Below are 20,273 nucleotides of genomic sequence, written 5' to 3'. Positions count from 1 at the left end.
GGGGTAGCACGACCCACCGCACTGTTTTTGCGCGCTGACGCGCTAGCGAGAGCGTGTTCGTCGGTCACGGACTGCTGGCGTTCGCCCTCGTCGCCGCCGTCGCGGCCCGGTACACGGGCCGCGACCGAGCGCTCGCCCTCGGCCTCCTCGCGGGCGCGTTCGCGACCCTCCCCGACGTCGACATGCTCTACGCTCCGGTCGGCCTCCTCTGGGCCGACGGCGGCCCCCTGGCGCTCGCCAAGGGGTTCTGGGGCGCGAGCAGCGTCGTCCACCGCGCCGCGACCCACTCGCTCGTCGTCGCCGTGGTCGCCGCGCCCGCGTTCGCCGCCGTGTCGCGGGCGGGGTGGCCCCGCGTCGTCGGCGGGTGTACCCTCGGGGCGCTGGTCGCCTGGTCGGGACTCGCCAGCGGCGTCCTCGGGGCGCTGGTGGTCGGGGCGTTCGCGGTCGGTGGGGCGGGCGTCGCGACGCTCGCGGGTCGGTTCGACGTGTCGCCGAGGAGCGTCCTCCTCACGGCGCTCGTCGGCCTGACGACCCACCCGTTCGGCGACCTGTTCACCGGTACGCCCCCGCGACTGCTCTACCCGTTCGAGGCGACGCTGCTGACCGAACGTATCGCGCTCAGTCCCGACCCGACGCTCCACCTCGTCGGCGCGATGCTCGTCGAACTCGGGACGTTCTGGCTGGCGGCGGTCGTCTACCTCCACCTCACCGACCAGCGGCTCGCCGACTACCTCGACCCGACGGCGGCGCTGGGGCTGCCGTCCGGCGGGGCTGCCCTGGCGGTTCCCGCGCCGACGCTCTCGCTGTCCTACCCGTTCGTGTTCACCGTGCTGGGACTCGGCGTCGCGTGTGGCGTCGGGGTCGGCGGCATCGACCACCTCCGCTCGCGCGACCGACACCGGACGCTGGCGATGGCCCTGACGGCGCTCGCGACCGTCACCGTCGCCGTTCTCGTCTATCTCGCCGCGTATCTCGCCGTCTGAATCCACACGAGAGACACGTCGAGGAGACACCTGTCGTCACGAGAGCGCCCCGGCCAGAACGGCCACGACCCCGCCGCCGCTGAGTAGGTTTTTGTATCGCCTGCCGACTACAGCACGTATGGACCAGTCGGAGGTCAGTCGGATGCTCCGCGACGCGGGCACGAACGCCCTCCTGGCGTGGCTGCTCGTCGCCGGAGCGGCCGCCGTCGCCGTCGGGAACGTCGCCGTCGGCGAGCGACTGTGGGCGCTGTTCGCGCTCGGCGTCGCGACGGTGGGCGCGTTCCCGGCGCTCGCACGGCGCTCGCTCCGGGCGATGCCGCCGTGGGAGGTGCTGGGGCTGGCCGCCCTCCCGCTCGTCGTGCGGTCGGTCGGAGACGGAACCGTCAGCGACGTGACCACCTACATCGCCGTCGCCGCGCTCGCGCTGCTCGTCGCCGTCGAACTCGACGTGTTCACGGCCGTCGAGATGAGCTACAGCTTCGCCGTCTTCTTCGTCGTCGTGACGACGATGGCCGCCGCGGGCATCTGGGCCGTCGTCCGCTGGGTCGCCGACATCTACCTCGGCACCGGGTTCGTCGTCGACGAACGGGCGCTGATGCTGGAGTTCGTCGCGTCCACCGTCGCGGGCGTCGGTGCCGGCGTCGTCTTCGAACTGTACTTCCGCCGGTTCGCCCGCGGCCGCGAGCGACTGGAGGCCGACCTGTGAGGAGCGTCGCCCAAGGTCCGACCCGGACGCCTCCGGGGGCAGGCGGCGGATGAAGCTCCGCGAACGCGTCGGCCTCTCCGAGCGCGTCCAGCACGCGCTCGTCTGGCTGATGGAGGTCGGCCTCGCCGGGATGTTCCTCGTCGGGCTCTACCTCGGGCACACGGGTATCATCGTCAACTGCGGCATCGCCCTGCTCGTCGCTCAGCTCCCCCCGATTCTCCAGCGCGACTACGGCATCCCGATGGACCTCGGGCTCACGCTCTGGATCACGACCGCCGTCTTCCTCCACGCGCTCGGGACGATACCGCTCCCGGCGAGTCTCGTCGAGGTCGTCGGCAGCGCCCCCGAGGACGCGGCCTACAGCACGCTCTACTCCTCGGACGGCTGGTGGGACCACCTCACTCACGGGTTCTCGGCGTCGGTCGTCGCGGGCGTCGGCTACGCAACCGCCCGCGCGCTCGACGAGTACGCCAGCGGCGTCCACTTCCCACCGCGGTTCATGTTCGTCTACATCCTGCTGTTCGTCATCGCCTTCGGCGTCCTCTGGGAGGTCATCGAGTTCGCGATCGGCGAGGCTGCGGTGGTCTTCGGAGTGGGGACGGTCCTCACCCAGTACGGCCTCTCGGACACGATGCTCGACCTGGTGTTCGACACCGTGGGCGGCGTCGTGGTCGGCGTCTGGGGGACCGCCCACCTCAACGACGTGGCGGAGGCGCTCGGCCAGCGGTTCGGCGTCGGCGGGTGACGGGAGGCGGTCGGGGCGGCAGACAGTAGCGGCGGAGTAAGAGCGGCGAGATGCAGACAGCGGCCCCCGCCGACGGCGTGCCGCGGCGCGTAGCTTTAACTCGCGGCCGCGAGTACCCCAGGCCGCGATGGTCTACAAGAAGATTACACTCATCGGGTCGAGCGGAGAGAGCTTCGACGCGGCCGTCGACGACGCCGTCGACCGGGCCGAGGAGACGCTCAGCAACGTCCACTGGGTAGAGGTCGAGGAGATGGGGGTCGAACTCGCCTCCGTGGACGACCGGGAGTACCAGGTCGAGGTCGAGGTCGCGTTCCAGCTCGACCAGTAGTACCGACTCGTCGAACCACCGTTCTACACCGAGCGGGCGGCCGCGACGTCCTTCACTCGCCGACAGGAACCGTCAACACGGGGACCGACGCGCCCCGGACGACCTTCTCGGCGACGCTCCCGAGGAGGATGCGGCTGACGCCCGAGCGACCGTGCGTCCCCATGACCACCAGGTCCGCGTCGTGGGCCTCGACGGCGTCGAGAATCGTGCGATGCGGGCGACCCGAGACGACCTCGCTCGTCGCCTCGACGCCGCTCGACTCGGCGCTGGCGACGGCCTCGTCCACGGCCGACTCCGCGACCCGCGTCTGCGCTTCGAGCACCTTCGACGAACGGACGTCCAGACCCAGCGCGTCGTCCTCGACGGCGCTCAGCACGTGGACACTTCCACCGAGGTCGGCGGCCGCCTCGATACCGACGTGCGTGGCGGCGGCCGCGTGTTCACTCCCGTCGGTCGGGAGGAGCACCGTCTCGACCGACCACGCGTCGTCGGTCGCTGGCGTCGTGAGCACGGGGACCGGCGACCGGCGCGCGACCCGAGCGGCGACGCTCCCGACGAGGAACCTCCTAGCACCGGTTCTCCCGTGTGTCCCCAGCACGACGAGGTCCGCGCCGTGGTCGTCGATAGCTCCGAGCAGTTCCTCGTCCGCGAAGCCACTCCGGAGGTCGGTCTCGCAGTCGACGCCCGCCTCGGCGGCCCGGTCGGCGAACGCCGAGAGTCGCTCCTTGGCCTCCTGTTCGCGGGCGTCTCGTTCCCGGGTCGTCGAGAGTTCGTACACCTCGACGACGCCGACCGCGTGGATTCGTCCACCGGACCGTTCTGCGAGCGTGAGGGCGGCAGCGGCAGCCGTCTCCGCGCAGTCGCTGCCGTCGAGCGCGAGCAGTATCTCCTCGAACATACGAGCAGGTCAGGACCGCATCGGCAAAAAACGTCGTCGACTCGTCAGGTGCGGAACGACTCGCCACAGCCACACTCGCTCTCCGCGTTGGGGTTCTCGACGTGGAACCCGGCCCCCTGGAGGCCGTCCTCGAAGTCGAGTGTCGACCCCTCGACGTAGCGTTCGCTCGCCTCGTCGACGAACACGCGCAGACCGTGGTGTTCGGTGACGTTGTCGCCGTCCTCCGGTTCGTCGTCGAAGCGCATCCCGTAGGAGAGCCCCGCGCAGCCACCCTGCTGGACGAACAGTCGCAGCCCCGCGACGTCGGTGTCGAGCCCCTCGCCCGAGAGGAGGTCGATGGCCTTGTCGGCGGCCGACTCGGTCACCACCACGGTTCCGCCGTCGACGGACGTACTACTCATACACGATAGTATCGGCGCGACGGTGGTAAGCCTGACGCCGAAGACGGCGGAGCCAGTCGGACGGTAGCCGGCTCCCCGAACACCACGCACGCGCCACCGAGAGAACGATACACTCCCGGTGAGTGTACCGCGTATGCCCCGACTCGTCGAACTGACCGAGGACGACGAACGCGACCGTGCACTCTCGGTGATGCGGGAGCTGTTTCCCACGCTCGACGCCGACCGGTTCCGCGGGTTCTTCGAGGACGACGACTACCACCTGTTCGCCCTCCACGAGGACGACGCGCCCGTCGCCCTCGCCGGCGTCTCCGTCCAGCGCGTGATGCACCACGAGCGCCACGTCTGGGTCCACGACCTCGTCGTCACCGAGGAACGCCGGGGCGAGGGCCACGGCAAGACGCTGCTCGACCACGTCGAACGCTGGGGCCGCGAGCGAGACTGCGAGGCAGTAGCGCTGGCGACCGGTGTCGACCGGGACATCGCCCGCCTCTTCTACGAGGACCAGGGGTACGAGGAGTGGGGGAGCGTCTACGAACGCCGGCTGTGAACTCGTCCGCTGTGGGAGGCGGGTCGCGCTACTCCTCGTCGTCGAACCGCTTCTCGACGCTCTCGGCGTGCGCCTCCAGCCCCTCCGCACGGGCGAGTCCCGTCACAGTATCGCGCAGGTCGGCGAGCGCGTCGTGCGAGAGCCGCTGGACGGTCGTCGAGCGGAGGAACGTCTCCACGGAGAGGCCGCCGGTCACCCGAGCGCCGCCGCCCGTCGGGAGGACGTGGTTCGTGCCGCTGGCGTAGTCGCCGGCCGCGACGGGCGTGTCGGGGCCGAGGAACACGCTCCCGGCGTTCGTGATGCGCTCCAGCAACGCCTCGTCGTCCTCGGCGTGAATGGCGAGGTGTTCGGCGGCGTACTCCTCGACGAACAGCACGGCCTCGGGCATCGACCGCCCGCAGAAGACGCCGCTGGCCTCGTTCGAGAGCGCCTCGCGGACGGTGTCCGCCCGCTCTCGCTCGGCTGCCTGCGCGTCACACGCCTCGCAGATGGCTTCGGCGAGGTCCGGGTCGTCGGTGGCGGCGACGACGGCGGCGTTCGGGTCGTGTTCGGCCTGCGCGACCATCTCGGCGGCCACGAGCGCCGGGTCGGCGCTCGAATCCGCGACGACGGCCACCTCGGACGGGCCGGCGAGGAAGTCGATAGCGACGTCACCGCGGACCGCGGCCTTCGCCGCGGTGACGAACCGGTTACCGGGGCCGACGACCTTCTCGACGGCCGACACCGTCTCCGTGCCGTAGGCGAGCGCCGCGACGGCCTGCGCACCGCCGGACTGGTAGACGGCGTCGGCTCCGGCGACGTGGAGGGCCGCGAGCGTGGCCTGGTTCAGGTCCGCTGCCGGCGGCGTACAGACCGCGACGTGTGGCACGCCCGCCACCTTCGCCGGGAGGACGGTCATCAGCGCACTGGAGGGGTAGGCGGCCCCGCCACCGGGGACGTACGCCCCGACGCGCTCGATGGGCCGGAACCGGCGGCCGAGTTCGCGTCCGGGAGAGAACTCCGTGCGCCAGTCCTCGGGGAGCTGTGCCTCGTGGAACTCGCGGACGTTGGCGGCGGCCGTCTCGATACGGTCGCGCAGGTCCTCGTCGAGTTCCTCGTAGGCGCGCTCGGTCTCGTCGGTCACGTCCAGGTTGCCGACCTCGACGTCGTCGAACTCGCGGGCGTACTCCCGGAGGGCGACGTCACCCTCCGTCCTCACCCGTTCGACGACCTCCCGTGCGACCTCGCCGGCGTCGCCGACTCCCGAGTCCCGTTCGAACAGCGCGCGTCGCTCGTCGGGACCGAGCGTCGCGATGTCGCGTACGTCCATGCTCCCGGTTCGGTAGAGAGACGAAAGAGCGTTTCCACACCGCGGCGCGGCGTGTCGCGGCCCCGGACGAACGACGACCGTCCGTCGGGACACGCCGTCGGTGCCACACTCACCGCGTCGTGTACCAGACCGCGCCGACGAGACAGAGCACGAACACGCCGCCGAGGAGGAACGCGAGCGCCGGCTCTGATGCGAGGGTGTGGGCGACCTGCTGGGGGACCGTCGTCGCGTCCTGGCCGGCGGCGACCTCCGTCGTCCGCTGGAGCGTCTCGGTGACGGTATCGGGACTCGTCGTCGCTGCGCCACCGTCGGCGGTCCCGCCGGTGGCCTCCGGAGCGCCCGTGGTCGCCGCGCCGTCGTTCGACGCGATGGAGACGCCACCGCCGCCACCGCCACTGGTCGCCTGTTGGGTGCTCTCGGCCACTCTGGTCGTCGCTGCGTCGCCAGCACCGCTCGCGTCCGCGCCACTCCCGCCGCTCGCTGCGCCGCCGCCCGTACCGCCGTCACCGTACTCGGCGCTCTGCGAGGCGGAGTCGTCACCGCCGAGTGCCCGATTCGTCTGCTCCTGGAGGAACCACCGGAGGGCGGCGGTCCCGGCACCGAGCGCGACGACGACGCCGAACACGCGCGAGAGCATCGAGCGGAGTCGCGAGCGGTCGTCGCGCCGACCGGCGAACAGGACCACCGCCTCGCTCGTCGGCGCGTAGACGGTCATCTCGGTGCCCTTCTCGGAGTAGCCGACTCCCGCCGGTTCGATGAGGTCGGCGTCCTCCAGCTTGCCGAGGTGGTAGTGGACGTTCTGGAGTGACGTGCCGATGTGGTCGCGAATCTCCGACGGTGTCGACGCCTCCTCGTACAGTGCGGCCAGCACCTCACGCGTCGTCCCCGACGAGAGCACCTCGAACGTCTCGTCGGCCTCCTCGCCCGCGAGACCGACCACCCGCGGCTCGTCCGGGTCGGCGCTGGACTCGCCGCGAAGCGGCAGTAGACTCATTGCTCGCACCTACTGTTGATGTAACTAAACTCCTTCCCAAGGCTCAAACCGGGTTTTGATGCTTTCGCCGGCAGTGGCTCGCCAGTTAAGACCGTCTTTAATCGAGTTCCGCGAGCCCCGTCCACGCGAGCAGTCCGCGGACGAACAGGAAGACGACGAGCGCCGCCGCGAGGAACGTCGTCGGCGCGGCGAGCAGTCGCGCCGTCCGGAATCCGACGAACCCGCGGGTCGTCCCGAGGACGACGAAGCTCACCAGTATCAGGCCGAACGCGAGCGCGGCGAGTTTGCCGTAGGTCTGGTGGCGCACGTGTGCTCCACGGCGCCCCGAGTAATCAGCAGTGCGTTTCGGGGCGAGTCGGTGGTACGGTGACCGACGACGCGACTGCCGAGCGTTCTCACTCCCGACCGTTCGACTCGTCCTCTCCGCCCTCGTCGTCGCCGCCCTCGGCGGACGCCGCCTCGCTGCCGAACACCTGCCGGTACACCCAGACCGAGAGCGTCGCGCGTCTGCACTGGGGTCGTCTGCTCATGGCTCGGTTCTGGTCCCGCTATCGACGCCAGTCGAGGGAGCGATACCACTCATCCCAGGGTCGCGCCGGTGACGATGTCCGCGACGCGCTGTCGGTCGAACAGCTCCTCGTCGCCGAACTCGTCGGTGTAGAGCCCCTGTGCGGCCATCTCGAGCTGGAACAGGTGGACGATGGGTCCCTGATAGGTCAGACCGCCGTAGACGACGCGGTCGTCCTGGACGGCCCGGAGGTCGCTGGCGACGTCGTGGTCCTCCATGTACGAGACGACGTTCTCGTCGACGTACTCCTGCGTCACCTCCCCCTGGAGGCGGACGGCGATGGCGTCCGGGTCGACCTCCAGCAGGGTCTCGTAGTCGACCGTGGACCCGCCCGCCTGAGCGTCCGTGATACCGTTCGCCGCCAGCGCGTCGCCGACCCGCAGGTCCCGCCAGTGCTTCGAGGCGGTCCCCTCGCCGACGAGGTACGGGTAGAACGCGTTCGGCGGGACGTCGGCGGGGTAGAGGATGGCGATATCGGGCGTCTCCTCGGGCAGACGCGACCGGACGTCGGAGAGTACCTCGTCGTGAAGCCGCGAGAACGCCTCGTAGCGCTCCCGTTGCTGGAACAGCTGGGCCAGCTTCTCGAACGCCTCGTACATCGTGTAGTAGTCGTAGTCGTGCCAGTCGTAGACGCGGGTGAAGGTGGTGTTCCCGACGAACGGCGCGACGTTCTCGCGTATCTCGTCGACGTCGCTCTGACTCCACTGGAGCCGTTCGACCATGAAGTTCGGGTCGACGACGTGGACGTCGGCGTCGAGTTCGTAGAACACCTCCTTCCCGGTCCCGCCCTCGTAGAGCGCCGTGAGACGACCCTCGTCCACCGAGACACCGGGCAGCTCCTCGTACAGGTGCGACCCGAACCGCGCTTTGACACCGATAGCGGCGAGTCCGTCGGCCTGACCGAGCGCGACACCCATGTCGGCGTAGTCACCCGTGAACGGGACCCACGTCTCCGGGACGGCGTCGAACTCGACCGTCCCGACCGGTTCCATCGTGACCGAGTACGACCCCTCCGTGGTCGTCCCCTCGCCGTCGGTGCTCGTCGCCTCTGACATCGTCGTCGACGAGTCGGAGGGCGTCGAATCTGACGGCACCGCACCGTTCTCCGTCTCGGTACTGGTCGAATCGCCGTCGCTCCCCCCAGTACAACCGGCGAGGAACCCCCCCGCGACGACCGCACTGCCGTACTTGACGAGGTCGCGTCGTGTGGGGCCGTCGTGGCCGCTCCCGTCTCCTGCCATATGATTTAGGCCAACCTAAAGAAACAAAGTCGTTGCGATTTTTCGGCCAGCCTAATCCTGTCGAATTCGCCCGTGACCGTCGCACGGCGAGCCTCCGTCGAGGCGGCCGTATCGACTCGGACGTCTTCGGACGGTACGGTCACACCAGGGAAGCTATCAACGTGCCGGACAGCTATCACGACACGAACGATGCCCCCCACCAGCGACACCGAAGCGACGGGCCGGGCGTTCGCGACGCGGTTCGTCGGAGACGAGACAGTCGACGACGCGGTGGCCCTCCTCACCGAGGACGGTGTCGCGTCGGTCGTCGACTCGTTCCCGGACGAGTTCGCGGACGGCCCGATGGACGCCGAGGAGGCGCTCCTGCAGTATCGGCGTGGGCTGCATTCCCAGTACGGCGAGTTCGAGGCCGTCGGCGGGGTGAGCGTCGACGGGGACGAGGCGACCGTCGAACTCCGGTTCGGCGACGGGTCCGCGCACGTCGCCCTCGGTGTCACCGACGGCGGGGTTACGACACTCTCGTTCACACCGGAGTACGACGTTCCGGACTACGTCGACGAGAGCGCGTTCACCGAGCGGACCGTAACCGTCGACGCTGGCGACGTCTCGCTCGACGCGCTCCTCGCTGTTCCCGACGGGGCCGGACCGTTCCCGGCCGTCCTGCTCGTCCACGGCGCGGGTATCCACGACCCGGACGGGACCGCCGGCGCGTCGAAGATTCTGAAGGACGTCGCGTGGGGCCTCGCCAGCGAAGGCATCGCAACGCTCCTGTACGAGAACCGGCTCGCCGACCACGACGTCGACGACGAGGACCGCACGCTCGACCGGGTCGTCACGGACGACGCCGTCGCGGCGGTGGAGGAACTGGTGGCCACCGACGAGGTGGCCGACGGGAGCGTCGTCGTCGCGGGCCACAGCCAGGGCGGGATGTGCGCCCCGCGAATCGCCGCCCGACACGGTGATATCGCCGGAGTCGTCGTCCTCGACGGTCGCGCCGAGTCCACGCTCGACCCGGACGACCTGGCGTTCATGCGGTACGAGTTCGAACCGGACGGCGACCTCAGCGAAGAGCAGGAAGCCCAACTCGACGAGGACCGCGAGACGGCCCGACGCATCCGCGAGGGGGAGTTCGAGGACGACGAGACCCTCTGGGGCAGACCGGGCACCTGGCATCGCAGCGTCCTCGACTACGACCCCGCCGCTACCGCGAGCGGTCTCGACTGCCCGTCCTTCGTCGCCAAGACCGGTCGCGCGGACGAGGACCTGCAACCGGAACTCGCCGCGTGGTTCCGACGCGAGGTCGGGAAATGGCGGGACGCACCCCTGCCGAACGGCAGCCGAGTCGAGTTCTACGAGGGCCTCGACCACTTCTTCCAGTCCGGGTATGCCCCGTGGTCCCCGCTCGGCCTCTACTTCGGCGGGAACGTCGCACCGGTCGTGGCCGCGGACCTCGCGGAGTGGGTTCACGGCGTCGCGGGCCGGTAAGGGCAGTCCGTCGTCGACTGCGTGCGTCGTCCTACGGCGTCACGACGATCTTTCCGACGCTCTCGCGCTCCTGCATCGCCTCGAACGCCGCGCCCGTCTCGTCGAGCGCGTACGTCCCGTCTATCTCGGGAGTCAGCGCCCCCTCGGCGACGAGGCCGACGAGCGTCTCCAGGTCGCCCTGCGTCCCCATCGTACTCCCGATGACCCGTTTGTGCCCGAGGAAGAGGTCGGTGATGTCTATCTCGGAGGTGCCGCCGGCCGTCCGGCCGCAGACCGCCATCCGGCCGCCGCGCCGGACGACGTCCAGCCCGAGCTGGGTGTACGCCCCGCCGAGGTGGTTCAGGACGCCGTCGACCGTGCCGACGTCGGTCACCGCGTCCCGAATCTCGTCCGGGTCGGTGCTCTCGACGGCGTGGTCGAGGCCGAGCGATTCGAGGCGGTCGAGTTTCGCACGCGAGGAGGAGGTCCCCACGCTCCGCGCCCCGAGCGTGGCCGCGAGTTGCACCCCGGCGACGCCGACGCCCCCGGTCGCTCCGGGGACGAAGACGAGGTCGCTCGGACCGGCCTCGATACGGCGGAGCATGTGGTACGCGGTCACGTAGGCCGTCGGAAGGGCCGCCGCCTCGACCGCACCGACGTCGTCCGGGAGCGGTACGAGGCGGTCCGCCCGCACGCGGGCTTCCTCGGCGAGCCCCCCGTGGTAGAGCGAGAAGGTCTCGCAGAGGTTCTCGGGACCCTCCCGACAGAACTGGCAGGTGCCACAGGTCCGGTTGGGACAGAGCACGACGCGGTCCCCCGGTGCGACGCCGGTGACGTCCTCGCCGATTCGCTCGACGGTTCCGGCGACGTCGAGGCCGCTGACGAACGGCAGGTCGTCCGCGTCCACCATCGCGGAGTCGCCCTCCAGGATCCAGAGGTCGTGGCGGTTGATGGAGCAGGCTTCGACCGAGACGACCGCCTCTCCGGGCGCTGGTTCGGGGTCGGGCTGTTCGATAACCGAGACGCCGTCGGGGCCGACGAGGTCGGTGAAGGCTGCGGCGCGCATGCCGGACCGTTCGGTCACGACCGGATTAGGGCTGTGGGTGGCGGTATCGAGCGGGTGACCGACGCCCGCGTCGGTGCGAACCGACGCTACGTCCGTATCGAGCCGTCGCAGTCGCTCCGCGTGTCGTGGGTGTCGCCCGGAACACTAACGTCCGACCTCATCCCGTGGCGGCGTGCCGCGTCGGTCGGAAAACCCTCGTGCCGGGCGGGTCTCGCAATGCGAGACCAATTGCCGAGCCGGTGTGAACCGGCGAGGCGCGAGGTTTCGAAGAAACCTCGAATCAGTTGTGGCGCGTGACGTGCTGCCAGTCGCGAGAGTCCATCGGACTCTCGATTCGAGCCGGTAACGCCGGCCAGCCGCGCGGTCGGTCGCGACCCGTGTCGCGTGCCCGGGTTCGTCGCGCCGTCACGGTCCCCCGACGGGGGTCTCGGGGCGAGGACTAGAGGCACGCACACCGAGTTGACGAGTCGCGGGGAAAAGCCTGTCTAGTCCACGGGTCAGACCGCGTAGTCGTCCTCGCGTATCTGGACGTACCCCTTGCGGAACCGGCGGCGGTGTCGCCAGTAGCGGGCGAACAGGCTCGCGCCGGAGACGCCCGCGCGTATCGAGTTCCCGAGGTTGAACTCCTGGCCGTGCTCGACGATGCGCCGCGCCGCCGCGAACTCGCGGTCCCAGTCGTCCGGGCCGAGGCCGCGCGCGAGTTCCGCGAACGAGAGGCTCCGGACCACCTCGTCGCCGATGGCGTGCTGCCACTCGCTGTTGTACGCCCGCATCGTGTCGTTGGCGGCCATCCGACCCGCTATCGCGCCCGTGCGGACCGCGACGTGGTCGCCACCTTCGTGGAACGCGCTCGTCGCCCCCATCGCGCCGCCGACGACCGCGATGTTCACCGCGGTCGGGGACTCGATGGGCTGGGTCGAGGAGATGGGGTACGTCTCCGTCCCGTTCTGTTTCCCTCGGTCGGTGACCAGCGGGAAGTCCTCCAGGTCGTACTCGGGGTAGGCCAGTTCCAGCAGGCGTTCGAGGTACACCTTCCCCTGCGGGATGCGGGTGTCCTCCGCCCGGAGCAGTCTGTACTGGTCGCGGTTCGGGACCGTCGAGAGGTCCATCCCGATGGGCATCGTCAGGCCGACGCGAGCGACCGTGCCGTCGTTCGGGAACACCCACGGGTACGCCGTGTGGCCGGGCATGAGGCCCCACCAGAACTTGATGCGGTCCTCCTCGAACGCCTCCTCGGGGAACTCCCGGAACTCCTGGTAGGCGATGTGGTTGGCCTTCGTCGAGGCGAGTTTGTCCACGCTCCCGTCGGGCAGGAGCGGGTCGAGCACCCGGTTCGTCACCGTGCGCTGGGGGCCGTCGGCGAGGACGAGGTGGTCGGCCTTGACCTCGGTGCCGTCCCGGAGGACGACGGTGTGGGAGGGGTCGCCGAAGTCGGTCTCGACCTCGCGGACGCTCGTGCCGACGCGGTACTCCGCGCCGGCGTCCTCACAGCGCTCGCGCATCCAGTCGTCGAACTTCGAACGGTGCATCGTGAACCCGAAGTTGGGGTACGACGACGACACGCCGGTCGAGCGCAGCGTCACCGTCTCGTTCGGGCCGATGAACTCCGCGGCGTCGAGTTCGCGGGCCTTCACCCAGTCCGGAATCGGTTCGCCGAGGTCCATCATGTCGACCCAGTAGTCGAGGATACCCGCCGCGTCCGTCGAGTCGGGACCGAGTTCCTGACGGTCCGCGCGGGGGACGCCCTTCTCGAACACCACCGCCTCGGCCCCCTCTGTGGCCGCGGCGTGCGCCGCCGCCGTGCCAGCGGGGCCACCGCCGACGATGGCTACGTCCACCTGTTGCATACCACCTGTCGGCGGGCGTGAGGACTTAAGCGGCGTGGCTTTCCACCGGGCGGGACGGTGGTCGGTACCGACATACCCCCGCCGGTCGAACGGTCGGTATGACCGACCTGCTCGTCCGCCGCCACAGCGTCCACGGGATGCCCGTGGAGTCGTACGTCGAGGAACTGCGCGACCGACTCCCGGAGCACGATGTTCGACTGGCTCGGACCCCCGAGGAGGAGCGGGAGGGTATCGTCGACGCGACGGCGGTGACCGGCACGGACATCGACGAGTCGCTGCTGGACCGCGCCGAGGACCTCCGCCTGTTCGCCGGGATGTACGCCGGCTACGGTCACCTCCCGATGGACACCCTTCGGGAGCGGGACGTCGCGGTCACGACCGCCTCGGGCGTCCACGGGCCGAACGTCGCCGAGCACGCCGTCGCATCCGTCCTCGCGTTCGTCCGGGAGTTCCCGACGGCGTTCGACCGCCAGCGCGACCACGAGTGGCGACACTTCCAGGGCCACGAACTCGCCGGGTCCACGGTCACCGTCGTCGGCCTGGGTGCCATCGGGCAGGGCGTCGTCCAGCGCCTGAAGGGGTTCGACGTGACGACCATCGGTGTCCGTCGCCACCCCGACGACGGCGGGCCGACCGACGAGGTGGTCGGCCCCGACGCGCTCCACGACGCGCTGGCCCGCACCGACTACCTCGTGCTGGCGTGCCCGCTCACCGACGAGACGCGCGGTCTCGTCGACAGCGAGGCGTTCGGGACGCTGCCGCCCGAGGCCGTCCTCGTCAACGTCGCGCGCGGGGCCGTCGTGGACACCGACGCCCTCGTCTCGGCGCTGCGCTCCAACGAGATTCGCGGCGCGGCACTGGACGTGACCGACCCCGAACCGCTCCCCGCCGACCACCCGCTGTGGGGGCTCTCGAACGTCCTCGTCACGCCGCACAACTCGGGCCACACGCCGAACTACTTCAATAGACTCGCGGATATCGTCGCGGAGAACCTCCAGCGCGTCGAGGAGACGGGCCGCTACGAGGACCTCCGCAACCAGGTCGCGTGAGCGGTGGTCGGGTGGCGGTGAGAGGGCGCGAGGAAGGCCACGGAGAAGACGGACGAACCAAGACCCCCGCGCCGCCAGTCGGTGCATGGACCGCCGGACCGCCCCTCGACTCGTGCTGGCGCTGGGCATCCTCGTCGGTCTGGTTCCGTTCGCTCGCGCCCTCTTCCTCGAACCGTGGCGCTTCGGCTACAACTACCGCGTCTACCACTACACCGCGCGTGCCGTCCTCGACGGTCAGCCGATGTACGGCGTCGGCTACTCCGCCGTCGACTCGTTCCACTACCTCTACCCGCCGATAACCGTCGTCGGGTTCGCCGCCCTCTCCTCGCTCGGCGAACTCGGGGGGTACCTGCTCCACACCGCCGGGACAGTCGCCGTCGGCGTCGCCCTCGCGTGGCTCGTCGTGCGGTACGTCGACGGGAGTCCGAGGCAGGGAGGCGAGGACTCGGACGGTGGGTCGACGCCAGCTACCGACGCCGCCCGACCGACCGCGCTCGACGGCGCCCTCGTCGCCGGGTACGTCCTCTGTTCGGTCCACGCGATGCCGTCGCTGCTCTACGGACAGGTCAACGTCCACATCACGGCCGCGCTGGCGCTCGGCGTCGTCTGGCTGGAACACGACCGGGGGTGGGCGAGCGGCACCGCGTTCGCGCTCGCCGCCTTCCTGAAGGTGTTCCCGGCGCTGGTCGGCGTCTGGCTGCTCCGTCGCCGGGCGTGGCGTGGCGTCGTCGCCGCCGTCGCGACGGCGCTCGCCGGGTTCGGACTCGGACTGCTCGCGTTCGGCGCCGACACGACCCGCGAGTACGTCGACGAGGTGCTGCTCGGCCAGACCCGGAGCGCCGCGTTCGTCGGCGGTATCGGCCCCGACGCGGCGTACACGACGCTCCTGCGCCCCGTCTCCGTGCTCGTCCCGTCGCTCGACCCGGCGCTGATGAGCGTCCTCGCCCTCCTCCTCGTCGCGCCCGTCGTCGCCGTCACCTACCGACGACTGGAGACGCGTCTGGACCGACTCGTCGCCGTCTACGTCACGTTCGTCGGGATGCTGCTCGTCGTCCCCGCCTACCCCATCTACTACGTCTACACGTTCTTCCCGCAGGTCGCGCTCTGTTACCTGCTGACCGGTCGGGCGAGGACGCTGTTCCTCGTCGGCGTCGCGGTGACGAACGTCCCGCTCGAACTGAGCCACCTCCGCGAGTACGGGCCCGGCCTGCTCGGGGACGGGGCGCAGGTGCTACTGACGCTGCTCGACGGGCCGCTCACGCTCGCGAGCGTCCACCTGTACGGAGTGCTGGTGACGCTGCTGGCGTGTCTCGTCTACGAACGGGAGCGAGCGGAGCGGGGGTAGAGCGAAGGGAGACAGCGGGGACAGAGCGGGGGAAGAGAGGAGGATGAGAGGAGCGAAGGTGAGAGAATCGAGAGGGGGAGGGTGGCTCACGCGGCCGTGAGCCGCGAACGGGGGACCGAAACGCCAGAGGGGACCGGTGTGTGGACGCAGACGACGCTCGGGAGCGAGACTAGTTATATGCACTGTCTGTCGACTGTCGCAGGGTGTGAGACACCGCCCGCGCAGTCAGGCGGTTTCGAGGACGTGCGCCCGGTCGCGATACCCCTCGAAGAGGTCCGCCGTCCAGTCCACCAGCGCGTCGTCAGTCGAGTCGAGCGATGCTCTGAACCGCCCCTGGTCGTCGTACGCGGCGACCATCGCGGAGTCGCCGAACAGCGACGCGCCGAAGTCGAGTGCCTCGTCGGCGACGTAGAGCGTGAACGAGTCGGACTCCAGCGCCACGGTGTGGTTCTCCGGCGTCAGTTCCTCCGCGGCGGCCAGCGTCTCCTCGTCGATGACGAGTTCGATGGGCACGCCCGCCTCGAACAGGGGTCGATGGACCTCGTTGAACACCGGGCTCAACACGGGACAGATGCCTCGAAGCTCGTCGATATCGGTTCGCTCCAGGAGCGACGCGTACCGCTCGATAGGTGCGTGCGGGGTCGTGGCAGTCGCCGTGGTGGCTGTCGCCGACCGGAGGGCGGCGATGGGGAGGTCGTCGGTCGCCGTGTCGAGCAACGACAGTGGCTCTCCCACCTCGTCGGCCGTCTCGACCACGTCCGCGAGGTCGTGGTAGGCCCGGAGGACGAACGTCCCGGCTCCCGTGAGGCGATACTTCCCGTCGTGTTTGTCGACCCAGTCCCGCTCGTCGAGGCCGCTCAGTGCTCGCTGGACGGTCGCCCGCGACGCCGACAGACTCTCTTCCAGTTCGCACGGTCGGGCCGACCCGTCCCGGAGCGCCTCCATCGTAGCGACGCGGTGTTCGGACCCGACGAGGAACGCGACCTGCTCGCGCGCAGTCATGGCCAGCCCTCCGCACGGGGGGGATATGTCACTTTCGTGCACTGACCTGCCGACGGATGTCAACACTCGCCACAGGTTTAACAGCCCGTGGGGCGAGCGACGAGTATGGCCGCCGAGGACGAACCGCTGCAGGGCGGGGTGCCAGCCGCGTCGTCGCGGACGCTGGACCTCGACCGCAGTGACGTGGAAGAGTATCGACAACTCGCGAACGCGCTGCGGCGCGTCGTGAAGGGCGAGGTAGCGTTCGACGAGTACGCACAGGTGCTGTACGCGACGGACGGGAGTATCTACAAGGCCCGACCCGCGGGCGTCGTCTGCCCGCGCGACACCGCGGACGTGCAGGCCGCGGTCCGCGTGGCCGCCGACTACGACGTCCCGGTCGTCCCGCGTGGGGCCGGGTCGTCGCTCGCGGGGCAGGCCGTCGGTCCGGGCTGCGTCGTCCTCGACATGACGCGGTACATGGACGACGTCGTCGACATCGACCCCGACGCCCAGCGCGCGACGATCCAGCCGGGGGTCGTGCAGGACCACCTCGACGCAGCGCTCGAACCGCACGGGCTGAAGTTCGCCCCCGACCCCGCCTCCTCGAACCGGGCGACCGTCGGCGGCGGTATCGGCAACAACTCGACGGGCGCACACTCGGTGCGCTACGGTATCACCGACGCCTACACGGAGGAGTTGAAGGTCGTGCTCTCCGACGGGTCGCTCGTCAGAACGCGGGACGTGGTGCTCGACTCCGAGGAGTACGAGGACATCGTCTCACGGGACACGCTCGAAGCGCACATCTACGAGACGGTCCGCGCACTGGTCGACGAGCACGACGAGGAGATCGCCTCGCGCTACCCCACTCTCAAGCGCTCCGTCTCGGGCTACAACCTCCACAAGGTCATCCGGGAGACCGACGACGGCGAACGGGTCGTCAACCTCTCGAAACTGTTCGTGGGCGCGGAGGGGACGCTCGGCGTCGTCGCGGAGGCGACCGTCTCGCTCGTCTCGGTGCCCGAGGAGACGGCGCTGGCGCTGTACTGCTTCGACGACCTGGTCGCCGCGATGGAGGCGGTCCCGGAGGCCCTGCGGTACGACGTGAGCGCCGTCGAACTGATGGACGACGAGGTGTTCCGGCTGGCCGCCGAGTCCGAGGGCTACTCGCAGTACGTCGAGCAGATACCGGAGGGCACCGAGGCGGCCCTGATGCTGGAGTTCGACTCCGAACTCGTCCCGGCCGAGGAGGCCACCGACACTACCGACGGTGAGGGCGAGACGGCAGACGAAGAGACGGTCGACGGGGAGACGGGAGACGACGCCGTCGACGCCCAGCGCGTCGCGTTCGAGGCAGCCATCGGCGAGACGAACGCGCACTTCGTCGAGGACTGGGAGACACGGAGTGTCTCCGGCAGCCGGACGCAGTCCGGCGATGGCGACGCGTTCGACGTCGTCGAGGCGTACACGGAGGAGGCCCAGGCCGACATGTGGAAGCTCCGGAAGGCCGCGATTCCGCTCCTGATGAGCCTGGAGGGCGACCCGAAACCGTACCCGTTCATCGAGGACGCCACCGTGCCGCCGGACAACCTCGCGGCGTACGTTCAGGAGTTCAAGGAGGTACTCCAGAACCACGACACTTCGGCGGCGTACTTCGCTCACGCCGGGAGCGGGACGCTCCACATCCGGCCCATCCTCAACCTCAAGCAGGAGGAGGGCATAGAGAAGATGCACTCCATCACCGACGACGTCACCGACCTCGTGCTGGAGTACCACGGCGCGTTCTCGGGCGAACACGGCGACGGCATGGCCCGCACCGAGTTCAGCCCGAAGATGTACGGGCCGGAGCTCTGGAGCGCGTTCAAGGAGCTGAAGACGGCGTTCGACCCCGACTGGCAGTTCCACCCCGGCAACGTCGTCTACCGCGACGGCCCCGACGACGTGGGTCCGGATTCGGAGCGTGGGGTCGGAGCCGACAACCGCGAACACCTCCGGTACGGCGCGAGCTACCAGTCGCTCGAACCGCAGACGACGCTCGACTTCTCCGAGGAGGGCGGCTTCTCCCACCTCGTCGAACTGTGTAACGGCTGTGGCACCTGCCGACAGACCGACTCGGAGGTGATGTGCCCCACCTACCGCGCCTCCAAGGAGGAGGTCCAGACGACTCGCGGCCGGGCGAACATGCTCCGGGCGGCCATCTCGGGTGACCTGCCCGAAGAAGAGCTGTACTCCGACCGGTTCCAGCAGGAGGTGCTGGACCTCTGTGTCGGCTGCAAGGGCTGTTCGAGCGACTGCCCGACGGGCGTGGACCTCGCGAAACTCAAGGCCGAGGTCAAACACCAGTACCACGAGGAGGAGGGCTCGGGGCTCCGCGAGCAGGTGTTCGCCAACATCGACACCCTGTCGCGGGTCGGGAGCGCTCTCGCGCCGCTCTCGAACGTCGCGCCACAGGTGCCGGGCGCACGCGCCGCGATGGAGCGCACCCTGGGAATCGCCGCCGACCGCGAACTGCCGACGTTCACCCGCCACACGTTCGTAGACTGGTTCGACGAGCGCGGCGGGTCGCGGGTTCCGTACCACGAGGCCGACCACCGCGTCCTGCTGGTGCCCGACACGTACACGAACTACTCCTACCCCGAACCGGGGAAGGCGGCGGTTCGGGTGCTCGAAGCCGCAGGCTGTCACGTCGCCCTGCCCGAGCACGCGGGACCGACCGGCCGCGCCGCGTACTCCAAGGGCTTCCTCGACCTGGCGCGCGACCGGGCAGCGGCGAACGTCGACGCGCTCGCTCCCCGCGCTCGCGAGGGCTGGGACGTGCTGTTCGTCGAACCCTCCGACGCCGTGATGTTCCAGGACGAGTACCGCGACCTGCTGGCCGGCGAGGACGTCGAGACGCTCGCCGAGTCGACGTACGGCGTCTGTACGTACCTCGACGAGACGGGCCTCGCAGACGAACTGGCGTTCCCCGACGACTCGGGCGCGGTCTCATACCACGGCCACTGCAACCAGAAGGCGACGAACACCGACCACTACGCGATGAACGTCCTGCTCGCGGCGGGCTACGACGTCGACCGCCTCGACACGACGTGCTGTGGCATGGCCGGGAGTTTCGGCTACGAGGCCGAACACTACGGCCTCTCGAAGGCCATCGGCGCCCGCCTGTTCGAGCAGGTCGAGGCGTCGCCCGGCGACCGCGTCTGCGCGCCCGGCGCGTCGTGTCGCTCGCAACTCGGCGACCGGCCGGGCGAGACGATGCCGCCACACCCCGTCGAACTCGTCGCCGAGGCGCTGACGGACTCCGGTACCTCGTCGGGGGTCGAAGCGGGACGCGACAGTGAGCGGTCGCTCGCGGGTGCGGTCGCGGGGCTGGTCGGGCGAGTCGGCCGCTGAGAAGGTCGCTTCTGCCGCCTCGTCTCAGTCGAGGGGCTGAACGAGTTCCACGACGTTGCCGTCCGGGTCCTCGACGAACGCGGTGCGCGCGCCCGCCTCTGGCTGGTCGCCCGGCTCCTTCACGACGCCGTGGTTCTCGATGTCCTCGAACGCCGCGTCGACGTCCTCGACGCCCAGCGCGAGGTGGTCGAACGTGTCCGCGTCTGCGATGGCCTCCTCGCCGTCTGTCTCGGTCAACTGCAGTTCGAAGCCGTTCCCGTCCGCGACGTAAACGTGACGCTGGTCCCCCGCCTCGAACTCCCAGGACTCCTCGAACCCGAACTGCTCGACGTACCAGTCGGCGCTCGCGTCCGCGTCGGTGACGAACAGTCTGACGTGTATCGCGTCCATGCGCATTCCGCACACGGAGAG

The 20,273-nt window shown here is 69.8% G+C and carries 20 protein-coding genes; 9 read left to right on the top strand and 11 right to left on the bottom strand.

Annotated features, from left to right (window positions below):
* Positions 1-53: 53 nt before the first annotated feature.
* The 4 genes from MX571_RS11295 (at position 54) to MX571_RS11280 (ending at position 2,762) form a co-directional block, all read left to right on the top strand.
* Positions 54-983, top strand: a complete 930-nt coding sequence (locus tag MX571_RS11295) for a metal-dependent hydrolase (RefSeq protein WP_247416718.1) — start codon at positions 54-56, stop codon at positions 981-983.
* A 118-nt stretch (positions 984-1,101) separates the two neighbouring features.
* Positions 1,102-1,689 (top strand): hypothetical protein, encoded by a 588-nt coding sequence (locus tag MX571_RS11290; protein WP_247416716.1) that lies wholly within the window; start codon positions 1,102-1,104, stop codon positions 1,687-1,689.
* Positions 1,690-1,738: 49 nt separating this feature from the next.
* Positions 1,739-2,434 (top strand): DUF2238 domain-containing protein, encoded by a 696-nt coding sequence (locus tag MX571_RS11285; RefSeq protein ID WP_247416714.1) that lies wholly within the window; start codon positions 1,739-1,741, stop codon positions 2,432-2,434.
* A gap of 127 nt (positions 2,435-2,561) precedes the next feature.
* The gene (locus tag MX571_RS11280; protein WP_247416712.1) at positions 2,562-2,762 is read left to right on the top strand and encodes a dodecin; all 201 of its coding nucleotides are present in this window, start codon (positions 2,562-2,564) and stop codon (positions 2,760-2,762) included.
* Between the two features lie 52 nt (positions 2,763-2,814).
* Here MX571_RS11280 and MX571_RS11275 read toward each other — a convergent pair whose 3' ends face one another.
* Both MX571_RS11275 and MX571_RS11270 read right to left on the bottom strand, forming a co-directional pair.
* Positions 2,815-3,660 (bottom strand): universal stress protein, encoded by an 846-nt coding sequence (locus tag MX571_RS11275; protein ID WP_247416710.1) that lies wholly within the window; start codon positions 3,658-3,660, stop codon positions 2,815-2,817.
* A gap of 44 nt (positions 3,661-3,704) precedes the next feature.
* Positions 3,705-4,061 (bottom strand): HesB/IscA family protein, encoded by a 357-nt coding sequence (locus tag MX571_RS11270; RefSeq protein ID WP_247416706.1) that lies wholly within the window; start codon positions 4,059-4,061, stop codon positions 3,705-3,707.
* 133 nt (positions 4,062-4,194) lie between these two features.
* On the opposite strand from MX571_RS11270, the gene MX571_RS11265 reads away from it, so the two are divergent.
* Positions 4,195-4,608, top strand: coding sequence for a GNAT family N-acetyltransferase (locus tag MX571_RS11265; protein ID WP_247416705.1), 414 nt, complete (start codon positions 4,195-4,197; stop codon positions 4,606-4,608).
* A 28-nt stretch (positions 4,609-4,636) separates the two neighbouring features.
* Here the strand turns inward: MX571_RS11265 and hisD are convergent, their stop codons facing one another.
* From hisD to MX571_RS11245, 5 genes are all read right to left on the bottom strand, one after another.
* Positions 4,637-5,917, bottom strand: a complete 1,281-nt coding sequence (gene hisD / locus MX571_RS11260) for a histidinol dehydrogenase (protein ID WP_247416701.1) — start codon at positions 5,915-5,917, stop codon at positions 4,637-4,639.
* Between the two features lie 109 nt (positions 5,918-6,026).
* Positions 6,027-6,911, bottom strand: coding sequence for an ArsR/SmtB family transcription factor (locus tag MX571_RS11255; protein WP_247416699.1), 885 nt, complete (start codon positions 6,909-6,911; stop codon positions 6,027-6,029).
* 97 nt (positions 6,912-7,008) lie between these two features.
* On the bottom strand, positions 7,009-7,218 hold the full coding sequence (locus MX571_RS11250; protein ID WP_247416696.1) for a hypothetical protein: 210 nt from the start codon (positions 7,216-7,218) through the stop codon (positions 7,009-7,011).
* An 88-nt stretch (positions 7,219-7,306) separates the two neighbouring features.
* The gene (locus tag MX571_RS22425) at positions 7,307-7,441 is read right to left on the bottom strand and encodes a hypothetical protein (RefSeq protein ID WP_282594485.1); all 135 of its coding nucleotides are present in this window, start codon (positions 7,439-7,441) and stop codon (positions 7,307-7,309) included.
* Between the two features lie 49 nt (positions 7,442-7,490).
* On the bottom strand, positions 7,491-8,720 hold the full coding sequence (locus tag MX571_RS11245) for an ABC transporter substrate-binding protein (protein WP_247416693.1): 1,230 nt from the start codon (positions 8,718-8,720) through the stop codon (positions 7,491-7,493).
* Positions 8,721-8,909: 189 nt separating this feature from the next.
* On the opposite strand from MX571_RS11245, the gene MX571_RS11240 reads away from it, so the two are divergent.
* Entirely contained in the window at positions 8,910-10,205 is a 1,296-nt protein-coding gene (locus MX571_RS11240) for a dienelactone hydrolase family protein (protein WP_247416691.1), read from the top strand.
* Positions 10,206-10,236: 31 nt separating this feature from the next.
* Here the strand turns inward: MX571_RS11240 and MX571_RS11235 are convergent, their stop codons facing one another.
* Positions 10,237-11,250 carry an alcohol dehydrogenase catalytic domain-containing protein gene (locus MX571_RS11235; protein WP_247416690.1) on the bottom strand — a complete coding sequence of 338 codons (1,014 nt, stop codon included), beginning with the start codon at positions 11,248-11,250 and terminating at the stop codon, positions 10,237-10,239.
* 497 nt (positions 11,251-11,747) lie between these two features.
* The gene (locus MX571_RS11230) at positions 11,748-13,097 is read right to left on the bottom strand and encodes an NAD(P)/FAD-dependent oxidoreductase (protein WP_247416688.1); all 1,350 of its coding nucleotides are present in this window, start codon (positions 13,095-13,097) and stop codon (positions 11,748-11,750) included.
* A 98-nt stretch (positions 13,098-13,195) separates the two neighbouring features.
* On the opposite strand from MX571_RS11230, the gene MX571_RS11225 reads away from it, so the two are divergent.
* Positions 13,196-14,146 (top strand): D-2-hydroxyacid dehydrogenase, encoded by a 951-nt coding sequence (locus tag MX571_RS11225; protein ID WP_247416685.1) that lies wholly within the window; start codon positions 13,196-13,198, stop codon positions 14,144-14,146.
* Positions 14,147-14,231: 85 nt separating this feature from the next.
* Positions 14,232-15,491 (top strand): glycosyltransferase family 87 protein, encoded by a 1,260-nt coding sequence (locus tag MX571_RS11220; RefSeq protein WP_247416683.1) that lies wholly within the window; start codon positions 14,232-14,234, stop codon positions 15,489-15,491.
* Between the two features lie 225 nt (positions 15,492-15,716).
* Here the strand turns inward: MX571_RS11220 and MX571_RS11215 are convergent, their stop codons facing one another.
* Positions 15,717-16,493 (bottom strand): helix-turn-helix transcriptional regulator, encoded by a 777-nt coding sequence (locus tag MX571_RS11215; protein WP_247416679.1) that lies wholly within the window; start codon positions 16,491-16,493, stop codon positions 15,717-15,719.
* 105 nt (positions 16,494-16,598) lie between these two features.
* On the opposite strand from MX571_RS11215, the gene MX571_RS11210 reads away from it, so the two are divergent.
* On the top strand, positions 16,599-19,862 hold the full coding sequence (locus MX571_RS11210; RefSeq protein WP_247416676.1) for an FAD-binding and (Fe-S)-binding domain-containing protein: 3,264 nt from the start codon (positions 16,599-16,601) through the stop codon (positions 19,860-19,862).
* Positions 19,863-19,886: 24 nt separating this feature from the next.
* Here the strand turns inward: MX571_RS11210 and MX571_RS11205 are convergent, their stop codons facing one another.
* Positions 19,887-20,252: a VOC family protein gene (locus MX571_RS11205; protein WP_247416674.1), complete on the bottom strand. Its 366-nt coding sequence runs from the start codon at positions 20,250-20,252 to the stop codon at positions 19,887-19,889.
* Positions 20,253-20,273: the final 21 nt, after the last annotated feature.

This window comes from Halomarina salina, from assembly GCF_023074835.1.
Taxonomy (GTDB): domain Archaea; phylum Halobacteriota; class Halobacteria; order Halobacteriales; family Haloarculaceae; genus Halomarina; species Halomarina salina.
This window is presented reverse-complemented; position numbering and strand designations above follow the sequence as displayed.

Excerpts from the sequence above, each read along its gene's own strand:
- MX571_RS11290 (WP_247416716.1), top strand. The coding sequence starts at position 1,102 with ATGGACCAGTCGGAGGTCAGTCGGATGCTCCGCGACGCGGGCACGAAC.
- MX571_RS11285 (WP_247416714.1), top strand. The coding sequence starts at position 1,739 with ATGAAGCTCCGCGAACGCGTCGGCCTCTCCGAGCGCGTCCAGCACGCG.
- MX571_RS11280 (WP_247416712.1), top strand. The coding sequence starts at position 2,562 with ATGGTCTACAAGAAGATTACACTCATCGGGTCGAGCGGAGAGAGCTTC.
- MX571_RS11275 (WP_247416710.1), bottom strand. The coding sequence starts at position 3,660 with ATGTTCGAGGAGATACTGCTCGCGCTCGACGGCAGCGACTGCGCGGAG.
- MX571_RS11270 (WP_247416706.1), bottom strand. The coding sequence starts at position 4,061 with ATGAGTAGTACGTCCGTCGACGGCGGAACCGTGGTGGTGACCGAGTCG.
- MX571_RS11265 (WP_247416705.1), top strand. The coding sequence starts at position 4,195 with ATGCCCCGACTCGTCGAACTGACCGAGGACGACGAACGCGACCGTGCA.
- hisD (WP_247416701.1), bottom strand. The coding sequence starts at position 5,917 with ATGGACGTACGCGACATCGCGACGCTCGGTCCCGACGAGCGACGCGCG.
- MX571_RS11255 (WP_247416699.1), bottom strand. The coding sequence starts at position 6,911 with ATGAGTCTACTGCCGCTTCGCGGCGAGTCCAGCGCCGACCCGGACGAG.
- MX571_RS22425 (WP_282594485.1), bottom strand. The coding sequence starts at position 7,441 with ATGAGCAGACGACCCCAGTGCAGACGCGCGACGCTCTCGGTCTGGGTG.
- MX571_RS11245 (WP_247416693.1), bottom strand. The coding sequence starts at position 8,720 with ATGGCAGGAGACGGGAGCGGCCACGACGGCCCCACACGACGCGACCTC.
- MX571_RS11240 (WP_247416691.1), top strand. The coding sequence starts at position 8,910 with ATGCCCCCCACCAGCGACACCGAAGCGACGGGCCGGGCGTTCGCGACG.
- MX571_RS11235 (WP_247416690.1), bottom strand. The coding sequence starts at position 11,250 with ATGCGCGCCGCAGCCTTCACCGACCTCGTCGGCCCCGACGGCGTCTCG.
- MX571_RS11230 (WP_247416688.1), bottom strand. The coding sequence starts at position 13,097 with ATGCAACAGGTGGACGTAGCCATCGTCGGCGGTGGCCCCGCTGGCACG.
- MX571_RS11225 (WP_247416685.1), top strand. The coding sequence starts at position 13,196 with ATGACCGACCTGCTCGTCCGCCGCCACAGCGTCCACGGGATGCCCGTG.
- MX571_RS11220 (WP_247416683.1), top strand. The coding sequence starts at position 14,232 with ATGGACCGCCGGACCGCCCCTCGACTCGTGCTGGCGCTGGGCATCCTC.
- MX571_RS11215 (WP_247416679.1), bottom strand. The coding sequence starts at position 16,493 with ATGACTGCGCGCGAGCAGGTCGCGTTCCTCGTCGGGTCCGAACACCGC.
- MX571_RS11210 (WP_247416676.1), top strand. The coding sequence starts at position 16,599 with ATGGCCGCCGAGGACGAACCGCTGCAGGGCGGGGTGCCAGCCGCGTCG.
- MX571_RS11205 (WP_247416674.1), bottom strand. The coding sequence starts at position 20,252 with ATGGACGCGATACACGTCAGACTGTTCGTCACCGACGCGGACGCGAGC.